Below are 19,462 nucleotides of genomic sequence, written 5' to 3' on the forward strand. Positions count from 1 at the left end.
TCATGTCTAACCAATTCGGACCTCAGTCGGCTGACCAAGCCAGCGAGGTTTATGAAAAATCAGCCCCATGGCTTGTACACACCTTTGTATCGATAGGCATTTTATTGATCGGAATAGCCGTAGTAATGGCCTTGTTTGGCAGTAAACCTGAGGCTGGACGCAGAGGTGAACGACCGGCGCCATCAGTCGCTGTGGAAATCGCGCCCCTACAAAAAAGAAGTTACGAAGTATGGGTTGATTCTTACGGCACTGCTGAAGCACTTACCGAAACCGCGCTGGTTGCAGAAGTAACAGGCCGTGTTATCAGTGTGTCTCCTAACATCAGAGCGGGTCGTCAGTTTAAAGAAGGTGACGTACTGGTGGAGTTAGACGACAGTAATTATCAAATCGAAGTGGACGTAGCCGCGTCTGCCGCTGCAGATGCCGAAGTGGCCTACTTGCAAGAAGTGGCGCAAGCTGAGTTTGCCGCTGAAGAATGGAACGAACTCCCCAAGAGTGAAGCCGCTAAAAGATTGGCCCTTCGTGAGCCTCAGGTCGCAGCAGCCAAAGCCGCACTTCAGGCCGCAAAGTCTAGACTTGAACGTGCCAAACTGGACCTGGCAAGAACTAAAATTACGGCACCTTTTGACGGTAAGGTAATGTCGCAATCGATTGACATTGGGCAGGTTGTTTCTCCGGGCCAGGCGATAGCCAACATTTACAGTACTGACACTGTGGAGGTTCGCTTGCCACTGAAAATCAGTGATCTTGCTCACCTTAAGCTTCCTGAAGCGGAAGTGGCACCTGATCAGCTTCCTCAGGTTATTCTGGAAACCGATATGGGCAGCAAAACCTACCAATGGCAAGCTCAGATAGTGCGCACGGAGGGGGCATTTGACCCTAATACCCGTATGCTTTATGCCGTGGCTCAGGTTATCGAACCCTTTGAATCTAACGCGCAGCGTCCCGCTATTCGACTAGGGCAGTTCCTGCGTGCCAAGGTACAGGGCAACCTTTATAGCGATGTTTTTGTCATTCCCAGACGAGCTGTTTCACAGAACTTTATGGTGAGTGTTGCTGAAGACGGCGTACTCAGAAAGAAAACTATCGAGCCCCTGTGGACCGATGTTGAGTCGGTTGTTGTGGCAGCTACCGACATGGCCATTTCAACTGACGACAAGCTTATTCTCACACCGACTGCTAATTTGCCTGATGGCACAAAAGTAAAACCGCTTGGCCTTGATAGCGGCTCTGATCGTCGTGAAAACCGCGAAGCTATTATTGCTGACGCGTCTGGCGCTGATAGCAGCGCGCAAGCTAACTAGGAGAGCGACATGATTGCTTGGTTTGCTAAGAATGACGTTGCTGCCAACATTCTATTGGTGTTGGTGATGGCCATTGGCGTGTATGTAATGAAAACCCAAGTGCCAGTTGAAATGTTTCCTCAGGTAGAGAACCGTAGTGTGAGAGTGTCTATGACACTGCCAGGCGCATCACCCCAGGAAGTGGAAGAGGGCATTACCATTAAAGTGGAAGAAGCGATCCAGGACCTTGAGGGGATCCGCAATATTAATTCTTCCAGTAGTGAAGGCGGCGCGTCGATTACTGCGGAGGTTCAGGATGGTTATGATGTTAGAGAGTTATTGGACGAGGTGAAAATTCGCGTTGATGCCATTAATAACTTTCCTGTTGATGCCGAAAATCTTCTCATTCAGGTTCCTCAATGGCGCCAGGACGCCATAGGTGTGGTGCTGTATGGTGACTATGCCCCTATAACCTTGCGCCGATTGGCCGAAAACTTGAGGGATGAATTAGTGCAACTGGAGGCGGTGACGCAGGCTGAACTTGACAATACACTGCCGTTCGAAATGTCCATTGAGATCCCTGAATGGGCGTTGCGTCAATACGATGTAACGCTGGAACAGGTGGCCGGCGTGTTACGCCAAAATTCCCGTGATGTCTCAGCAGGAAACCTGCGCACTGAGGGGGGTGAGATTTTTATTCGCAGCCGTGGACAAGCATATCAAGCAGGGGAGTTTGCCGATATTCCGGTTATCACCACACAAGATGGCACCATGGTGCGCTTGGGTGACATTGCCACTATACGGGACGACTTTGAAGAAACCCCTCTTCGCATGCGTTTTAACGGTGTGCCTGCCGTAGAAATTGAAGTGTTCAGAACCGGTGCAGAAAGTATTATCGATATATCGGAAGCCGTTCGGACATTCATCCAACAAAAGCAGTCTTCGTTACCAGACGGTCTCTCACTGGCTTATTGGCGCGACCGCAGTGAACCAATAAAAGCGAGGCTCGCTACCCTCACGCAAAGCGCCTGGCAGGGGGCTTTATTGGTCATAGCCTTACTGGCGTTGTTTTTACGCCCGTCTGTGGCATTTTGGGTGTGCTTTGGCATTCCAATGTGCTTTTTAGGCGCTTTTATGTTTATGCCTTTTTTCGGTGTGACCATTAATTTAATGAGTCTGTTTGCCTTTATTTTGGTACTCGGAATTGTGGTGGACGATGCCATTGTTACCGGTGAAAATGTTTACTCACATTTACAACGCGGCGACGCGCCCTTGGATGCAGCCATAAATGGCACAAGAGAAGTGGCAGTGCCTGTCACCTTCGGTATATTAACCACGGTAGCGGCATTTTTGCCATTGGTGTTTCAAGAAGGAAGAGGCGCTTGGTATGCGTCTATCACTTATGTGGTTGTGCCTGTATTGCTGTTGTCACTCGTTGAATCAAAGCTGGTGTTGCCGGCGCACCTCAAACATGTTCGAGTAAAAGACAATAATCAGTCTAGGTTTTCTCGCCTCCAGCAAAAGATTGCAAACTCGCTGGAAGTGTTAATTGCAAATGTATATCAACCGTTACTGGCGCGCGCTATGCGTTGGCGTTATGCCACACTGTTTACCATGATTGCCTGTTTTATTATGGTGATGGGCACACTTGCGTCCGGACATACTAAGTTTATTTTCTTCCCGAGAGTGCAGAGCGAAATCGCGTCTGCCAATGTGATCATGCCAGCGGGAACAGCGTTCGAAAGTACTGACAGTATAGTACGTGCTATGGTTAAACACGCGCAGGATTTGCGAGAGCAATATACCGATGAAGAAACCGGCGAATCTGTTATCCGCAATATCTATTCGGTCAGTGGAGGCCGTAATTCTACCACCGGGCGGGTAAGGGTCGAAACTGTGCCGCCCGAGAAGCGAACGCTGCAGATAACAACGCAAGAAATCGTCAACGAATGGCGTAAACGCGTTGGGCAAGTGCCTGGTGCAGAGCAACTCAATTACCGCGCTGAGATAGGTGGTTGGGGTGGTTCACCGATTGATATTGAACTAAAGGGTAGCAATACGGAGGCGCTGACCGAATTAGCCGACCAAGTTAAAGTTAAGTTGGCGGAATATGCAGGTGTGTTTGATATTGAAGACTCAATGTCAGACGGTAAAGAGGAATTGCAACTCGAGCTTAAACCAGAAGCGAGATTGCTGGGCCTAAATCTAAACACGGTAGCCAGTCAGGTGAGACAGGCTGTGTATGGTTTTGAAGTGCAGCGTGTCCAGCGTGGTAGGGAAGAAGTCAGGGTGATGGTGCGCTATCCATTAGCGGCAAGACAATCCATTGAAACCCTTGAGCAAATGATGATCCGTATCGGGCCCGGACAGGAAGTGCCCTTGTGGCAAGTTGCAGATGTCTATCCTGGGTTGAGTCCTGATACCATACTGCGCGTTGACCGTCAGCGAACCCTCTCGGTAACAGCGGACTTCGACAAACAAAATGGAAACATGAACTTAGTGGTTAGCGAAATGGAAGCTTGGCTAGATGACAATATCATTGCCTATCCCGGCCTGAGCTATGAGCTAGCGGGTGAAGCCAGAGATCAGCGTGAGTCAAGTCAGGGGCTGGCGGTAGGTGCCGTTGGTCTGTTAATCCTGATTTATGTGTTACTTGCTATTCCCTTCAAGTCTTATTCGCAGCCCATTATCGTTATGTCGATTATTCCTTTCGGCCTAATAGGGGCTGTGATTGGCCACTGGATAATGGGGATAAACTTATCTCTGCTAAGCTTTATGGGAATGCTGGCCTTGTCTGGCGTGGTGGTGAACGATTCATTAGTACTGGTGGACTACGTTAACAAACGACGTCAGGCTGGCGAAAGCGTTAAGCGTGCCGTTTATCAGGCTGGAGGAAGACGATTCCGCCCTGTGTTATTGACGTCATTAACGACCTTTGCGGGCTTAATTCCTCTATTATTTGAGAAGTCAACACAGGCGCAGTTCCTCATTCCCATGGCGGTGAGTTTGGGTTTTGGTATTTTGTTTGCCACCCTGATCACCTTGTTTATTGTGCCGATGAACTATCTTATTTTAGAAGACATCAAGGCCTACTTTCGCCGGTACAAGAGGGATATTAGGGGGCTTGTCGCTCGTTAGGGCTACCCGTTTACGTTAAAAGCCGATATCCTTGGGACGTTTTGGTTCCCAAGGATGTGTTTTGAAGCTTACCCAGCAATGTCTGAATAACCCCACTGCCGTTATTATCGTTACCCTGATGCTGTTGGTATTAGGGGTATTGTCGTTAGTCAAAATTCCTGCCCAGCTGCTTCCGAATATTGAGAAACCGGTTATTACCGTGATCAGCAATTGGCCCGGCGCATCACCTGCTGAAACTGAGTCTGAATTAACCGTACCCATTGAAGAGGTATTGGTAGGTACTCCCGGCATGACTGACATGGTTGCTTGGAGCATGGCTGACTTTGGCTTTATGCAGCTGGAGTTTTCTTTAGAAACCGATATGACCAGAGCGCTTATTGATGTGATAAGCCGTTTAAACCGACTGAGGCCCTTACCTGCCAATGCGCAACGTCCACAGATCATGATGGGGGAATGGGGTGACGCCAATGACACGCTGATTGAGTATTTTATTCAAAATGATCTCGCGCTTTCCAAAACAGAGCGCGAAGCCAACAGTAAGTACATGCGCGACGTTATCCTGCCAGAGTTGCAAGCATTATATGGCGTCTCACGCATTGAATTTGATGACGGTACCTGGGGTGATGGTGAGCAACTACAAATTATTTTCGATATTTTCAAAGCGGCTGATCTGGGCATTGATATCGCACGGATCCCGCAGTTAATTGGACGTTCGCAGGATCTGTCTAGCGGTTTTGTCGATGTAGGTAGAAAGCAATATACCTTAAGGTTTGAAGGCCGCTATGATGTAGAGGAGCTTGCCAACGTTATTTTGGAGTCTCGCGATGGTGTTGAAATACGATTGGGTGACTTAGCCAGAATAGAAGTGGGTCCAGGACGTGCCGGCGGATTTATTTATCAAAACGGTAACCCAGCTTTTCGTTTGTCGGTGTCGAAAACCAATGAAGCCAATGTCTTAGAAGCGCTTGACGGCATTAAAGCCAAGATGGCTGAGCTCAATGACGGGGTATTTGCCGAACGTGGCATGCAAGCGCAATACTCGTTTGATCCCGGTCGTTACATTAAACGCTCTATGGGCTTGTTGAGCAGTAACCTTGTTGTCGGCATGTTGTTTGCTGTGTCTGTATTGTGGTTATTTTTGCGTCAGTGGCGAGCAACATTACTGATAGCGACCGCGATACCCATTTCATTGCTCACAACCTTTATTATCCTGAACCTAACCGGTCGTTCAATGAACGTGATTTCATTGGCGGGCCTGGCTTTTGCTTCTGGTATGGTATTAGATGCAGCGATTGTCGTACTAGAAAATATTGTACGACTGAGAGAGAAAGGTGAGAGCCTCACGGTTGCCAGTGACAAAGGCGCTACTCAGGTTTGGGGCGCACTTCTTGCGTCAACGGCAACCACGGTAGCTATTTTCATTCCAATCATGTTTTTGGAAGATGCCGAAGGCCAGATGTTTGCCGATCTTGCCATGACCATTGCGATTGGTGTGAGTGTAAGCTTAGTCGTAGCGATTACGATATTGCCCACAGGCGCGCGCTACCTAATGCGTGATTTACCCACAGAAAATGCGCAAATAAAGCCACAGAAGTGGGACAAAATTGCTGACCTCTTGATGGTATTGAGCAATAGCCAGACCAAACGGGTGGGCTGGATTGCATTTCTTATTGTCGTACCCGTTACAATAACGATATTTGCCTGGCCAAGCAGTAACTATTTGCCACCGGTAAAACGCGATACGGTTGACAGTTTTTTGTTTTTCCCTCCCGGCACAAATGTAAAGACAGCCGACAAAGAAATTGCGCAAGTGATTGGTGAGCGATTAGCGCCTAAGCTCAATGGCGAGCAAACGCCTGCAATACGCGATTATTTCTTTTGGTCATTCCCCGGTGCATCGGGTGGTTGGCTAGCGATTAATGGGGAAGAGGGGACAGATTTAGACGCCTTGCAACAGTCTGTGCAAACTGAGGTGATAAGTGGTATTCCGGACATGTTCGGCTTTTCCATGCGCAGAAGTCTGTTTGGTGGCTTTAGTGACAGCAACAGTGTGCGAATGGAAATTACTACCACCGACTTGCAGGCTGCCAAACAAGCGGCAATGGCAGGTATGGGGATGATCATGCAAGGCATTCCGGGAGCGACGGCTAACCCGGAACCCGATCCGTTCTCAGAGTCGACTGAAATGCGTTTTGTACCCAAAGACAGCCGTTTACAGGAAGTGGGTTGGAGCCGTAGCGATTTATCCAATGTCATTATGGAACTCGGGCAGGGCGCCTGGATGGGTGAATACTTTGACGGTATGCAGAGAATGGACATCTTTTTAAAAACAGAGCGCTTTGATACGCCAGAACAAATTGCTGCTTTGCCGGTAAAAACACCCAATGCAGGTGTTATTCCGTTATCTGAACTGGTTGATGTGAGTTTAACGCTTGCCCCCAGCGCAATCGTGCGTATGGACCGCAAGCGCGGTTATAGCCTAAATGTGAACCCTCCACCTGACATGTCGCTAGAACAGCTTATTGATGCATTGGAAACCCAAATTGAGCCAGCATTGCGTGGACAGCTTCCCAGTGATGCGCAAATTAAATACTCGGGCAGCGCAGAAGATTTGGCCAGAGCCATGACCACACTCAGTGTCAATTTTGTGATGGCGTTTTTGTTATTACTGTTAATCATGGCCGGGCTGTTTAAATCACTTGGCAGTGCGGTACAAGTGTGTATAGCGCTACCACTGGCAAGCTTTGGTGGCGTAGTGGCGCTAAACTTACTTAACCTGATACGTTTTCAGCCACTCGATTTGCTGGGCATGATTGGGTTTATCATATTGCTTGGGCTGGTTGTCAATAATGCCATTTTGTTGGTTGCGCAAACACGTGAAGGTCTGACTGAAGGTCTGAGCGTGGAAGACGCGGTACACAATGCATTGCGCCTGCGTCTTCGCCCCATATTTATGAGTACATTAACCAGTTTGTTCGGTATGTTGCCATTGTTACTGTTTCCGGGCGCGGGCAGTGACATCTATCGCGGCATGGCTGCTGCGATAGTGGGTGGAATGAGTGTATCCACCATATTTACACTTATACTGCTGCCTTGTTTGTTGCAGCTGTCATTATCTTCAAGAAAAAGCGAACCTGACCCATTATGAATAGATGTGTAACTTTTGTTGTTTTGTTATGGACCCTAACCGCTGTTGCGCAGGAGATGCCGCCAGCACAGGTGGAGGTTATTCAGGTTGAGCCGCGTCAGCTGTCACCGACCATGGAGCTGCAAGGTAATGTTGTATCGCGCCAGGATGCATTAATGTCAGTGCAGGTTGAAGGCCAACTGGAGTTTATCGTGTCTGAAGGCAGCCGTGTGAGCAAAGGAGACATTATTGCGAAACAAGACAACGCCGTATTGCGTTGGCAAGTGGAACGTGAACAGGCGAACATTACTGCGCTGGAAGCCGAGCTCACCTTCCGCAAGAGTGAAGTCGAGCGCATAGACGTATTAGCCCGTCAAAACAATGCTTCCAAAACGCAATTGCAGTTAGAGCTTTCGAGAAAAGCGCGCACAGAAAGTGATCTTGCCGTTGCGAAGGCGAATTTGGCTGAAGCGAAAAAACGGCTCGCTGACAGTCATGTCAAAGCGCCGTTTGACGGTGTCGTTGCAATGCGTCATGCAATGATAGGTGAATATCTCAGTGTCGGTGCGCCGTTAATGCGGCTTGTTGATTTAACGAATCTCGATGTGACCGTGGCCACGCCTTTGTCTGTTTTACCACATCTAAAAGAGGGCGATACTATTATGGTAAGCGCGGCGACTATCAACAAGTTGTCGTTACCGGTGAGGAAAGTGATACCGGTGGGCGATGTCAGCTCTCGCATGTTTGAGGTAAGGTTAGCGGCGAACGAACAGGCGCTAGCGGTGGGACAGGCACTGCGTGTACACATGCCTATGGCTCCCTCTCAAATGAGCATCGCCGTGCCCCGTGACGCTATGGTTATTCGCGGCGCACAAACCTTTATTTACCGGGTGACAGCCGACTCACAGGCTGAACAAATTCCCGCAACATTGAAGTTTGCCGTAGGCGATTGGGTGGCCGTTGACTCAGCATTGCAGTCAGGCGACAAGGTGATTATCCGCGGTGCAGAGCGACTTATGCCAGGGCAATCGGTACAGTACTAGTACCCTTTACCTTTTAGCTGTATGGACTTAGCGACCCCATTTTCAAACCGCACTTCCCGCATGAAACGGTTTGGACCAAAGTTATAGGTCCAAATCTCTACATGTATCGCCACCTCTTGAGCGTGGGTAATGCCCAGTTTATGCGCCACATTACCCCTGTCTGATAATCGTTTGGTGTTCTGATGAACTGAGCGACTGCGATAAACTGTATGTCTCTCAATGTGGGCAGGCTCACCACAGATTTTTTTAAAATGAAAACTGGAGTCTCCCTCCATCGCTAACCGTGAGTTGCAACGCATGGCATGTGCTGATTGTGATAAAAGACTCAGGCTCGTGCTCAGTAATATAGCAAATACGATTTTCATACATTGTCCTTTACGAAAGTTTACAGGTGCAAGTAAAACAATGTCTGGCTGAATTTGAGCTGAATTGATTTAGCCAGTAAATTTACTCCCGTTAATTTCCGTCTATGCTTAACACTCCGGAGAAAAGAAGTCGTCCTCGTTATGTTGTGCAAACGTTTTTGGGTGGTGGGTCTCGTTTTTTTTACCTCATTGAGTAAGGCCAGTACCTGGGTGCTTTGTCATGAGAATAAAGACTATTTGCCCTATATTTACAGCTCATCGAATGCTGACAAGTCAGCCGGTTTACTGGTGCAAATACTCAACGCCACTGCAGTTTCAACAAACACTGACATTGGACAAACAAGTGGTGGCCAGTAAGACTATTGTAACAGAGTCGATTTGGCACCTTGCTTTCAACCGAGACTTTTACATGCAAAATCGTAGTGACGTAGACGCTTTTTGGCAGAAAATGAAACAAACAAGTGATCGTCTGTTAGTAGATGTGGCGTCTGCCACAAACGTGCTAAAACAGTAATCATCGCGACTGCGCCCGCCACAGTGCGGCATATTTTCCGTCCAGATTAAGTAAGTCTTCATGCGAGCCCTGTTCTGCAATAACACCGTCTTTTAACACCACAATGTTGTCGGCATCTGTAATAGTCGATAGGCGGTGCGCGATTACTAAGGTGGTATGACCTTGGGCAGCATTCTTTAGTGCGGAAAGAATGGCCTTTTCAGACTCGCTGTCGAGGGAAGAGGTGGCCTCGTCAAACACCATAATTAAAGGGTTTTTGAGTAACGCCCGTGCGATGGCCACACGCTGCTTTTCGCCGCCTGACAGTTTTAAGCCGCGTTCACCTACGCGTGTATTCAGTCCGTCGGGTAAACTTGCGACGAACTTATCTAAATAAGCCAGCTGAATGACGTGATGTATCGCTTCATCTGTTGCTTCTGGGTTGCCATAGCGAATGTTTTCAATCAGGGTGTCATTAAATAAAACCGTGTCTTGCGGCACAATGCCAATGGCCTGACGTAGGGAGTCCTGCGTGACATGTTGAATGTTCTGCCCGTCAATGGTGATACTGCCTGACTGAATATCATAGAAGCGAAAAAGGCATTTCATCAATGACGATTTTCCAGCACCGCTTTCCCCAACAATGGCAACTTTTTCGCCGGGCCTGACTACAAAACTGATGCCGTTTAACACATTCCTGTCTTCATTGTAGCGAAAGACCACCGAGTCAAATCGCACTTCACCTTCAGTCACAGAAAGTGTTGGCGCATTGGCTACATCGTTGATTTTAGGTACACGAGCCAACAGACCAAACAAGTTTTCGATATTCGCCAGTGAGCCCCTGATTTCCCGATAAACAAAACCCAAAAAATTGAGCGGCATAAAAAGCTGCATCGTAAACGCATTAATCAGAACAAAATCACCAATGGTCATATCACCACGGGCGACGCCATTGGCTGCTAAGAGCATCATGCTGGTCATGGAGGCTGCGATAATGAACGCTTGCCCACTGTTTAACGCAAAGAGTGAAAGGCGGTTTTTACGTCGGGCAAACTCCCAGGTTTCCAGATTTGTGTCGTATCTGTCTGCTTCGTATTTTTCGTTGTTAAAGTATTTTACCGTTTCGAAATTAATTAGGCTGTCAATTGCCCGAGTATGGGTATTGGAATCAGCGGTATTCATCTCTTTCACAAAACGGGTGCGCCAATCAGTCGCCTTCACTGAAAAGGCAACATAAGAGATTACCGATACGAGGATGATCAGCGCAAACATTACGCCATAGTTGTAGAACAACAACCCTACAACCATAACAATTTCAAGCAGAGTAGGACCAATATTAAAAACCATAAAACGCATTAAAAAGCTAATACCACTGGTCCCGCGCTCTATGTCTCTTGAAAGTCCGCCCGTTTGCCGATCTAAATGAAACGCTAGCTCTAATTTATGCAGGTGATTAAATACCGTTAATCCAAGCCTTCGCATAGCCCTTTCAGTGACCCTGCCAAACAGGGTGTCTCTTACCTCACCCATAATGGTATTCAGAAAGCGCAACACACCATATGCGACAATCAGCGCAATAGGCACGGCCAATAACGCAGTAGAAAGGTTATCTGTGTTTAGACTGTCTACTGTATGTTTCAGCACAAAAGGCAATGAGACGCTGGCGACTTTAGCCGCGATTAGGCATAAGATAGCCAACAATACCCGCTGCTTGTATTCGAGCAGATAGGGCCATAGTCGATGAATGACCTGCCAGTGGAACGGTGTGTTTTCGTCAACAATGGAGCGACCTCTCGGCATGGCTTAAAACCTGTCCTTTTTTCTGCTACGGTTAGGTATCGACACACTTAATAACACTGTGTCTTAAGGGTTATAGATAATATGTTACAGGATCTATTGGGTCGGCGGTTTTATTATTTGCGGTTATCGTTAACCGAAGCATGCAACTTTCGTTGCCAGTATTGTCTGCCTGACGGTTATCAGCCTGAAGGTAAACCGCAATTCCTGTCATTAGATGAAATCAGCACAGTTGCACAGGCGTTTGCTGGTCTTGGCACACAAAAGATCCGTCTGACAGGTGGCGAACCAACACTGCGCAAAGATATCGTTGATATAACCTCTGTTTGTGCTGAGGTCGAAGGTATTTCACTGCTGACTATGACAACCCATGGTGGACGCCTTGCTAAACTAGCAAAGCCGCTTGCTCAAGCTGGTCTGCAACAGGTGAATGTCAGCATAGACAGCCTGGATCCCAGACAGTTTCACGCCATCACCGGACAGAATAAACTCGGCCATGTACTGGCCGGGTTAGATGCTGCGCTTGACGCTGGCTTATTGGTGAAGACCAACGCGGTTCTGATGAACTCCACAACCCAATCTACCATCAACCAATTTTTACAGTGGTTAAAGGATAAACCCATTACATTGCGTTTTATTGAGTTAATGCAAACGGGTGAGCAAGGGCACTTTTTTGTCAATCAGCATGTTAGAGCGCATTCAGTCAAAAACTGGTTGCTTGAGACTGGTTGGCAACCAATAAAACGCGAGATTCACGCAGGACCAGCACAAGAGTTTATGCATGAAGACTATGCAGGCAAAGTGGGTCTTATTACTCCCTATGCTAACGGCTTTTGTGATACCTGCAATCGGCTAAGAGTAAGTGCTACGGGTAAGTTGCACTTATGCCTGTTCAGTGAGTCAGGCATAGATTTGCGCGGTTTGATAAAAGAGGGTGATGTAGCAGGGTTACAAGCAAAACTAAAAATGTTAATTTCTAAAAAAGCACCCGCGCATTTACTTCATGAAGGTAAGTCGGGCGCAACCAAAAATCTGGCTATGTTAGGCGGATAACCCCCCTTTATGAAAAGGAGCTTTACGTGCAAAAATTGATTTTATGCTTGGCAATCTTGTTACCTCTTTCGTTTAATGTAGCGGGCGCTGAGTTCAATAAAAAAGGCTTGGATGCATTCTTCAATGCCTTGGACGTTAATGAAAAAGCCATGCTTGGGGTAACGGTAAGGCAAGACAATACACTGCTGTACCAGCGCAATATTGGTTTTAGCCAGGTCGAAAAAGGCATTAAAGCTGACGCGAATACCGCCTATAGGGTAGGTTCCATTACTAAAACATTTACAGCTGTGATGATAATGCAATTGATTGAAGATAACACTTTGCGATTATCTGACACACTGCACAATTATTATCCCCAATTTCCCAATGCGAACGCCATTACACTTGAGCATCTGTTATTGCATCGCTCGGGGATTTTCAACATCACCAATGCGCCTGAATATACTGGCTATATGACAAACGCTCAGACAAAAGCAAAAATGCTTGAGCGAATGGCTGCTTTTGATGCGGATTTTGCCCCGGGGGAAAAACAGTCCTATTCCAATGCGGGCTATATACTTCTGGGTTATATCTTGGAAGAAGTCACTGGTATGCCCTATGCCAAACTTGTGCAAGAAAAGATCATAAAACCACTCAAGCTCGAGCGCACTTTCTATGGGCAAAAGATCAATACGCAAAATAATGAAGCCCATTCATACCAGCATAAAAGCGTGTGGCAGGTGATGCCCGAAACGGACATGAGTATTCCTCATGGCGCAGGTGCTATTGTCTCTACCAGCGATGATTTGTCACGGTTCTTCAGCGCGTTATTCAACGGCAAATTAGTGTCGCAAGATACGCTGAAAAAAATGATGACCTTGGTAGAAGGGCTGGGTATGGGGTTATTTAGAATGCCCTTTGGTGAGCTTTGGTTTTATGGTCATAACGGCGGAATAGATGGATTTGTATCAAGCGCTGCGTATCAACCCGAGTCAAAAATTAGCTTTGCTGTTACCGCCAATGGTATGAACTACACATTTAATGACATTCTTATTGCTGTATTGAGCGCAGCTTACGGGATGGATGTCCAGGTGCCAGACTTCTCTGCAAAGGAAGTTACGCTTAATGAGGAGCAACTTAGAACATTTGAGGGAACATATGTAAGCGACGCTTTGCCAATGGACATTAATGTATTTCTTCAAAATGGCGTACTTCACGCCCAGGCGACTGGTCAGGGAGCATTTCCGCTAGCTGCCTATGAAAATAATGTGTTTAAGTTTGACGCTGCGGGTATTGTAATGAAATTTGAATCACCCGGCGACAGTGCGAGCGGCTTTACGCTAGAACAAGGTGGCGGTAGTTTTGCCTTTACAAGAGCGGCGCAATAGCGCCGTGTTTTCCTTGCATCCTCAGCTAGCAAAGGACAGTACCTTTGTTTGCGACCTAGAGCTGTGCCAGTTGCGTCTGATCAATGATGCCAGTTACCCGTGGTGTATTCTGGTGCCTAAAAAAGAAGGTACTGTCGAGGTGACTGACCTGACTGCAAAGGAATATCATCAGTTGCAGTTGGAATCTTTACAGCTAACGCGTGTTATGCAAACTTTATTTACACCCAAAAAAATGAATATTGCTAGCTTAGGCAATATGGTTCCTCAGTTGCACGTGCACCATATCGCGCGGTACGAATCAGACCCAGCATGGCCGAGACCCGTTTGGGGGCAAGCGTCTATGACTGTCTACGAAGAACATGCACTAAAGGAGTGCGTTAGCGCGCTAAAGTCAGCCTGTTACTCTAGATCTTTCAACACCTCTTTTACACGCTGGTAACGCTGGCTTTGCTCGGCACTCAGTTCACCGTTTTCAACCGTTTTAAGGCAATTGTCAATCATTTGTTTGCTATAGGGGGAGCTGCCATTGTCGCGTACACTGATAGCCGCTGCTTGGAGCAGGTTTAGCGCAATGGATGCGTTTTTGGGCATAACGGTAAAGGCCTGTCTGAAGGTATTCAAGGCTTCCTTGAGTTCACCCTGATGGTACTGCCTGACCGCTGAGTTATTTAATTCTTTAGGACTGATCCTAATCGCGTCTTTCTCTGCTTTTTCTTGTTGTACATATTTGAAAAATAGTTCGCTCTGATTGGGATCTTGTTTGCAACGCATTTCAACGTTATCCAGAATTTTTAACGCAGATTCATGCAAACCAACGTCATGGAATGCCTTTGCCTTGTCGAGTAACGCTTCGACGCTTTGCGCCTCGAGGACAGCATCACTGAGCTGCTCAAGCATGGCTTTGGCATTGTCGGCTTCGTCTTGCAGATACAGCATGCGTGCGTTTATGACGGAAAGTTGATCATTCACGTCCGCTTTTGGGTGATTGGATTTCAGTTGTTTTAAATAATCACTAACCTGCTTTACTAGTTTGCTGGTTTGCTTCTGTTCAGATGTCATCGCGAAGTCGATACCAGCACGTGCCACATTTAAATAGATTTCTGGTTTGTCATGAATCGAGTTTTTGGCATATTTAACAATACGCTTAGCCGCTTCGAATTGGATTTCGTAATCATGAGTAAGTCGTGCTAGGTCGAGTGCCGTATGATGCCGCTTAACATTGCGCGGTGATACGTCACTGGCCACCCCCACAGTTTCCAAGGCAACGTCGAATTCTTTTTGTTTTATTTGCAAAGCGGTGAGCAAGTCGTAGGCGGCAAGCATGGAGTCGGGGCGGAAAGCTAACTGCAAGATGCGTTTTTCGGCGTCGTCATCCTCGTCTAATACTATATGGCAACGCACTAATCCTAATTGGGCCCACGTAAAATTCTGTACGTTGATAATTGCCTGATAAAACTCTTTCGCCTGTTCGTTATATCCACATGCTAACAATAGCTCGCCTTTTAACTTTAGCGCCAACGCAAAGAAGTCGGCGTTTTTAGGCTCGGTCAGGAAATTTTCAATTTCAGATAAGGCCTTATCCAGCTGATTCATTTCGACCAGTCGATAAATAGGGCGCAGGGCTTGCTTTCGAGTGAGTACACGAGTTAATCGTTTGTTTAGTTCCCTTACGGTAAAAGGCTTGGCAAGAAAATCATCAGGTTGTAATTCAACGATGCTGTGAACGATATCTGGTGTAGTATCGGCACTAATAAAAACAAACGCAGTGCTTGGGGGAAGATCGTTGTTTTCCTTTATTTGCTCATAAAAAAAATAACCATCTTGTTCTTGTTTTAGTTCGTAGGAGCAAATGATTAAATCGTAATGGGTTGAACGCACCGCATTAATGGCGTGTGTTACTTTGTCCACGTAGTCAATGTCCTGGAACCCCAATTCTTCCATGGAATATTTCAAATAGCCTTTTGCGAGAACCTGATCATCGACAACTAGTACACGCATTTTCCGGGTTAACTTGTGGTTCATTTGTTTCCTAATTCAACTTGCTAACTACTATTATCGTCAATTTCCGCAATTCCCTTATTAAATCGTGCGTCGTACAAATTGTCATGCTTTTGAAGAAGACTTGATAGTTTTTAAATGACATACTTAGCTCTAATGGTACAGAAACAATTATCGAACTACACCTGATATGGTCAAGTTACCGCGAATAATTGCAAAAAGGAGCGGGCAGTGCGCTGGTATAACACACTAATTGTTAGCATTGTATCGGCTATTTTCTCTCTCCAAAGTTATGCTGCTAACCCAACGGCATCTGTATTAGCCGTTGAATATCCACCGTTCACAACCAACAGCGAAATCAACGAGGGTATTGCATTTGCTGTATTACGTGACAGAACGAGGCAGTCGTCTATTAATTGGGTTGCAGAATTTGTTCCTCCGGCAAGAGCCCATAAGCGTATACAGCAAGGAGACTGGTGTGCCAGCTTCTACCCAGCCTTTGGTGACAATAAGTACACCAGTTTGGCCTTAACATCCGACCCGATAAAAATCGGTCTGATAAGAAAAACTCAGCGCATCCCCTTTAGCTGGGCTGACTTAGAAGCATTTTCGGGCAACAGCATTGCGTTGCTAAGAAGCGGACAAGACAGTGTATTTGTCAAACAGTTTGAGGATGCGGGCATGCAGGTTATTTTTGTTGAAAACATTGATGCTGCGGCAAAGATGGTGCTTTTGGACAGGGCAGATTTTGCCATGATGGATAATGTCACTTATGCCAATTTGGATAAAGACATCGCCACACAACTGCAGTTTTCTAAAAATATCCTTATTTCTACACCCATTACGCTGTTTGTGCATGTGAGCTGCTATAGAGTCCTTAAACAGGCATTCCCGCAACTGGGCCGCTAGTTCGCCTTCTGGGTAGGAGTCAGTCATGGTGTTATCTCAGACCGTTAGTATGTTTGTTCTGGTGTTAGCTGTTACTGGGTGTAACTTACCTTTAAATAGTAAAGAAGCTGAAAAGGCGGGCTTGTCGGCCTGTGATTTACGTAGTTTTCGATCAATCGAACACGCTATACAGAGCGGGGACGGCCATGGACATGGGCCTAATATCGGTTCTGATGAGTGGAAATCAACGATTGAGTTCAAACTTGGTGTGACGCCGCAAGAAAAGGAATTAGCCTTACATACGGCCAATTGGTGCGAATTTATTGAAAGTAGAATTGCGCAGTCAAATGCTAACACTACAAGATCATTGCCCTCATTTGATTGTACCAAGACAAAAAGGCGTGTAGAGGAATTAATCTGCAAGTCGCACCAGCTGGAAGAATTAGACGTGAAACTTGCATACTTTTATAAAGCTGCAACAGCAAAAGCCAGTGACAATGCCCAGCACCTTAAATATTTGCAAGCGGAACAGCGAGGATGGTTAAAGGGTAGGGATGAATGCTGGAAAGCCTCTATTTATTCAAAACTTGCCAACTCTCTACTTGCATAGGCTTATGAAAAAGGAATCCTTGCATTACATTGCAGCCGTATGCAGAAAGAAACGCGGCCTGTCTCTCTGTCTCCACGCCCTCGGCAACCACATTAGCTTTAATAGCTCTGCCAAGTTCGATGATTATCTTGACTATAGACTGGCTTGCAGTATCGCCCTCTAAGTTAGTTATGAAAGATTTATCAATTTTAAGCTCATGTACACGCATTTCTTTAAGGTAGGATAGAGAGGAATAGCCTGTTCCAAAATCATCAATGGAAAATCGAAATCCCTTGGCTGATAATTTATGGATAAGTGCTGTAGCAAAGGCCATATCTTTTATTAGAGTACTTTCGGTTATTTCTAATATTAAGCTTGTTGTTTTGATTCCGTATTTGTCTGCTATTGATATAAGTGATGTTTCAAAACCGCTGTGTGTAAGGAAGTGTGCACTGATATTTACCGCTATACTAACATCTTGCCCATTTTGTTTGGCGAGCATTATAATTTCACATGCTTTGTGCAGTGCCGCATGACTTAACGTTAGAATTTCAGGCCCTTCTTCGGCGATAGGAATGAAAATTCCTGGTGAAACAAATCCAAGTGTAGGCGATTGCCAACGCATCAGTAGTTCTGCTGAGAGTATTTCTTCGTTATTATGCACTTGTGGTTGCACAACAAATGAAAACTCATTTGCAGCTACTGCCTCGGGAAGAGCTCGCTTGACATGCTCTTTCAAAATAACTTGCTCTACTTCCTTGTCTGTTAATCTGTGCGATCTTAGCTCGCCGCTAGCATTGATGTGTTTTTTTGCTTCATCTAAGAGCGCCCAAATAATTGGTTTCGTTAATGCATTTGCTTTGAAGCAAAAGCTGCCTATATTCAGCGCTACATTGATAGAGCTCAGGCTTTCTTCAGCACAGCTCTCAACAATTCTCATAACTTGTTGTTCCAAGACAGAGGGTGCTTCAGTAGATGATATTGGGATCGTACACACGATATAAAAGGTATTTAAACCTACATGAAACAGTGTATACCCCTGAGGTACGATGGCTCTTAATTGCTGCGCAATTTTTTCAATGACTTTCAACTCTGCGCCTTCACCATGTTCATGCTGAATTCGCTCAAATCGTTCGATGTATATGACGGCACAATACATATTCTTTTGCGTTAGTTGAATGATGCCAAGCGAATTAGTCAGTACCTGTTTAAGCACGTACATATTTGGAAGTTTACTGATTGGATGACGTGAAGAAAAAGTTTTCAGTTGGTTTTCGAGGTGAACCGTTCTAGTAATATTTTGGATGTATCCGAGATAGTATTTTTGTTGATGGAGGTTTACCTCGGCAACATGTAATTGAATGTCGAAGAGGTCTCCTGATTTATGTTTCGCCTGTAATTTTCGTCCTTTCCCAATAATGTTTCCTGATCCAGTTGATTCATATTTTTTAATAAATCCATCATGATATTTTGCAAAATCATCTGGCATTAGCAACGTTACGTTTTTTCCAATTAGTTCGCTCTCTTCATAGCCAAAAAGGTCGAGACATCCTCTATTTATTGATTGGACAACTCCCTTATTATCAATAGTGACCAACCCTTCTGGAATTGCATCGTGAATCGCATCAAAAAGCATATTTTTGGCTTTAAGGGATTCTAGTGATTCACTGAAGCTCTGAATGTTTTCCATTGCTCGCATCTCTGTAGTCACAGATTGAACTAAAGAGGTGAAAAGTCTCTTTATAAACTTAAGGTTTTTCTTCGGCGCTTTATACAAGGCTGCGACGAGCCCTTTCTGATGATTTCTTTCGTCTGTGAGGGGGTAACCTATGTAAGACTCAATATTGTTTTCTGTTAGAAAAGGAGCTCTAGGAAATGCATCAGCAACCCCTTGATAATAAATACAGTTCTTGGTTTCCGAAAGCTGCTCACAAGGTGTGCCGAAAAGCGAATAGGTAATGTTTCTAGCTTTCTGGCCGTCTATTAAATAGCAAAACGTCTTAACTGTGTGTGTTTCATGATCAATTAAAGCAAATAACAAATGGTCAGCATTCACTACCTCATTGATATGTGAAGCAATACGTAAAACTTGGTCAGAATTCGATAACTCATTTAGCCATCTACTTCTGTTATCGTTTGTGTTAATCATACTTGCATAAATTTTCTACTAACAACGTTGTGATTTCTATCATGCAGTTATTTATATTGGATAAAAATCAGAAAAATATATTGGAATCAATCAATTAAAAGTAATGTGGTGTTTTTAAAGTGGTTACATAATTTGTTGTTAGTTGATAGTACAACCTCAAACTCCAAACCTT

At 45.7% G+C, this 19,462-nt stretch carries 14 protein-coding genes; 10 read left to right on the forward strand and 4 right to left on the reverse strand.

The window, feature by feature from the left end; all coding sequences use genetic code 11:
- The first annotated feature begins 2 nt into the window (after positions 1-2).
- The 4 genes from DRW07_RS04265 (at position 3) to DRW07_RS04280 (ending at position 8,591) form a co-directional block, all read left to right on the forward strand.
- Positions 3-1,304: an efflux RND transporter periplasmic adaptor subunit gene (locus DRW07_RS04265; RefSeq protein ID WP_124026624.1), complete on the forward strand. Its 1,302-nt coding sequence runs from the start codon at positions 3-5 to the stop codon at positions 1,302-1,304.
- 9 nt (positions 1,305-1,313) lie between these two features.
- Entirely contained in the window at positions 1,314-4,421 is a 3,108-nt protein-coding gene (locus DRW07_RS04270; protein ID WP_124026625.1) for an efflux RND transporter permease subunit, read from the forward strand.
- Positions 4,422-4,482: 61 nt separating this feature from the next.
- Positions 4,483-7,569, forward strand: coding sequence for an efflux RND transporter permease subunit (locus DRW07_RS04275; RefSeq protein WP_124026626.1), 3,087 nt, complete (start codon positions 4,483-4,485; stop codon positions 7,567-7,569).
- Positions 7,566-8,591, forward strand: a complete 1,026-nt coding sequence (locus DRW07_RS04280; protein WP_124026627.1) for an efflux RND transporter periplasmic adaptor subunit — start codon at positions 7,566-7,568, stop codon at positions 8,589-8,591. The genes DRW07_RS04275 and DRW07_RS04280 overlap by 4 nt, the downstream gene beginning before the upstream one ends.
- Here DRW07_RS04280 and DRW07_RS04285 read toward each other — a convergent pair.
- Positions 8,588-8,956, reverse strand: coding sequence for a DUF2845 domain-containing protein (locus DRW07_RS04285; protein WP_124026628.1), 369 nt, complete (start codon positions 8,954-8,956; stop codon positions 8,588-8,590). The genes DRW07_RS04280 and DRW07_RS04285 overlap by 4 nt on opposite strands.
- Positions 8,957-9,176: 220 nt before the next feature.
- Here DRW07_RS04285 and DRW07_RS04290 point away from each other — a divergent pair, with 220 nt between their 5' ends.
- Complete coding sequence (locus DRW07_RS04290) at positions 9,177-9,470, forward strand: hypothetical protein (RefSeq protein ID WP_165870394.1); 294 nt, start codon at positions 9,177-9,179, stop codon at positions 9,468-9,470.
- Here DRW07_RS04290 and DRW07_RS04295 read toward each other — a convergent pair whose 3' ends face one another.
- Complete coding sequence (locus DRW07_RS04295) at positions 9,471-11,249, reverse strand: ABCB family ABC transporter ATP-binding protein/permease (protein WP_124026630.1); 1,779 nt, start codon at positions 11,247-11,249, stop codon at positions 9,471-9,473.
- Between the two features lie 81 nt (positions 11,250-11,330).
- Here DRW07_RS04295 and moaA point away from each other — a divergent pair, with 81 nt between their 5' ends.
- The 3 genes from moaA to DRW07_RS04310 are packed head-to-tail and all read left to right on the forward strand — an operon-like array spanning position 11,331 to position 14,105.
- A complete protein-coding gene (gene moaA / locus DRW07_RS04300; protein WP_124026631.1) occupies positions 11,331-12,299 on the forward strand; it encodes a GTP 3',8-cyclase MoaA in 969 nt (322 codons plus the stop codon).
- A 26-nt stretch (positions 12,300-12,325) separates the two neighbouring features.
- The gene (locus DRW07_RS04305) at positions 12,326-13,666 is read left to right on the forward strand and encodes a serine hydrolase domain-containing protein (RefSeq protein ID WP_124026632.1); all 1,341 of its coding nucleotides are present in this window, start codon (positions 12,326-12,328) and stop codon (positions 13,664-13,666) included.
- On the forward strand, positions 13,641-14,105 hold the full coding sequence (locus DRW07_RS04310; protein WP_240630500.1) for an HIT domain-containing protein: 465 nt from the start codon (positions 13,641-13,643) through the stop codon (positions 14,103-14,105). Before DRW07_RS04305 ends, DRW07_RS04310 begins: the two co-directional genes overlap by 26 nt.
- On the opposite strand, the gene DRW07_RS04315 is transcribed toward DRW07_RS04310, so the two are convergent.
- On the reverse strand, positions 14,066-15,688 hold the full coding sequence (locus tag DRW07_RS04315) for a response regulator (RefSeq protein ID WP_124026633.1): 1,623 nt from the start codon (positions 15,686-15,688) through the stop codon (positions 14,066-14,068). The genes DRW07_RS04310 and DRW07_RS04315 overlap by 40 nt on opposite strands.
- 207 nt (positions 15,689-15,895) lie before the next feature.
- Here DRW07_RS04315 and DRW07_RS04320 point away from each other — a divergent pair, with 207 nt between their 5' ends.
- Together DRW07_RS04320 and DRW07_RS04325 are read left to right on the forward strand one after the other, a co-directional pair.
- Positions 15,896-16,573, forward strand: coding sequence for a type 2 periplasmic-binding domain-containing protein (locus tag DRW07_RS04320; RefSeq protein WP_124026634.1), 678 nt, complete (start codon positions 15,896-15,898; stop codon positions 16,571-16,573).
- A gap of 25 nt (positions 16,574-16,598) precedes the next feature.
- Positions 16,599-17,162: a lysozyme inhibitor LprI family protein gene (locus DRW07_RS04325; RefSeq protein WP_124026635.1), complete on the forward strand. Its 564-nt coding sequence runs from the start codon at positions 16,599-16,601 to the stop codon at positions 17,160-17,162.
- Here the strand turns inward: DRW07_RS04325 and DRW07_RS04330 are convergent.
- The gene (locus DRW07_RS04330) at positions 17,125-19,290 is read right to left on the reverse strand and encodes a GGDEF domain-containing phosphodiesterase (RefSeq protein ID WP_124026636.1); all 2,166 of its coding nucleotides are present in this window, start codon (positions 19,288-19,290) and stop codon (positions 17,125-17,127) included. The genes DRW07_RS04325 and DRW07_RS04330 overlap by 38 nt on opposite strands.
- Positions 19,291-19,462 lie beyond the last annotated feature (172 nt).

The sequence above is a fragment of the Paralteromonas sediminis genome (assembly GCF_003820355.1).
GTDB lineage: Bacteria > Pseudomonadota > Gammaproteobacteria > Enterobacterales > Alteromonadaceae > Alteromonas_F > Alteromonas_F sediminis.

What these genes read in the sequence shown, in the direction of transcription:
- DRW07_RS04265 (WP_124026624.1), top strand. Translation starts at nt 3, where the DNA reads ATGTCTAACCAATTCGGACCTCAGTCGGCTGACCAAGCCAGCGAGGTT.
- DRW07_RS04270 (WP_124026625.1), top strand. Translation starts at nt 1,314, where the DNA reads ATGATTGCTTGGTTTGCTAAGAATGACGTTGCTGCCAACATTCTATTG.
- DRW07_RS04280 (WP_124026627.1), top strand. Translation starts at nt 7,566, where the DNA reads ATGAATAGATGTGTAACTTTTGTTGTTTTGTTATGGACCCTAACCGCT.
- DRW07_RS04285 (WP_124026628.1), bottom strand. Translation starts at nt 8,956, where the DNA reads ATGAAAATCGTATTTGCTATATTACTGAGCACGAGCCTGAGTCTTTTA.
- DRW07_RS04290 (WP_165870394.1), top strand. Translation starts at nt 9,177, where the DNA reads ATGAGAATAAAGACTATTTGCCCTATATTTACAGCTCATCGAATGCTG.
- DRW07_RS04295 (WP_124026630.1), bottom strand. Translation starts at nt 11,249, where the DNA reads ATGCCGAGAGGTCGCTCCATTGTTGACGAAAACACACCGTTCCACTGG.
- moaA (WP_124026631.1), top strand. Translation starts at nt 11,331, where the DNA reads ATGTTACAGGATCTATTGGGTCGGCGGTTTTATTATTTGCGGTTATCG.
- DRW07_RS04315 (WP_124026633.1), bottom strand. Translation starts at nt 15,688, where the DNA reads ATGAACCACAAGTTAACCCGGAAAATGCGTGTACTAGTTGTCGATGAT.
- DRW07_RS04325 (WP_124026635.1), top strand. Translation starts at nt 16,599, where the DNA reads ATGGTGTTATCTCAGACCGTTAGTATGTTTGTTCTGGTGTTAGCTGTT.
- DRW07_RS04330 (WP_124026636.1), bottom strand. Translation starts at nt 19,290, where the DNA reads ATGATTAACACAAACGATAACAGAAGTAGATGGCTAAATGAGTTATCG.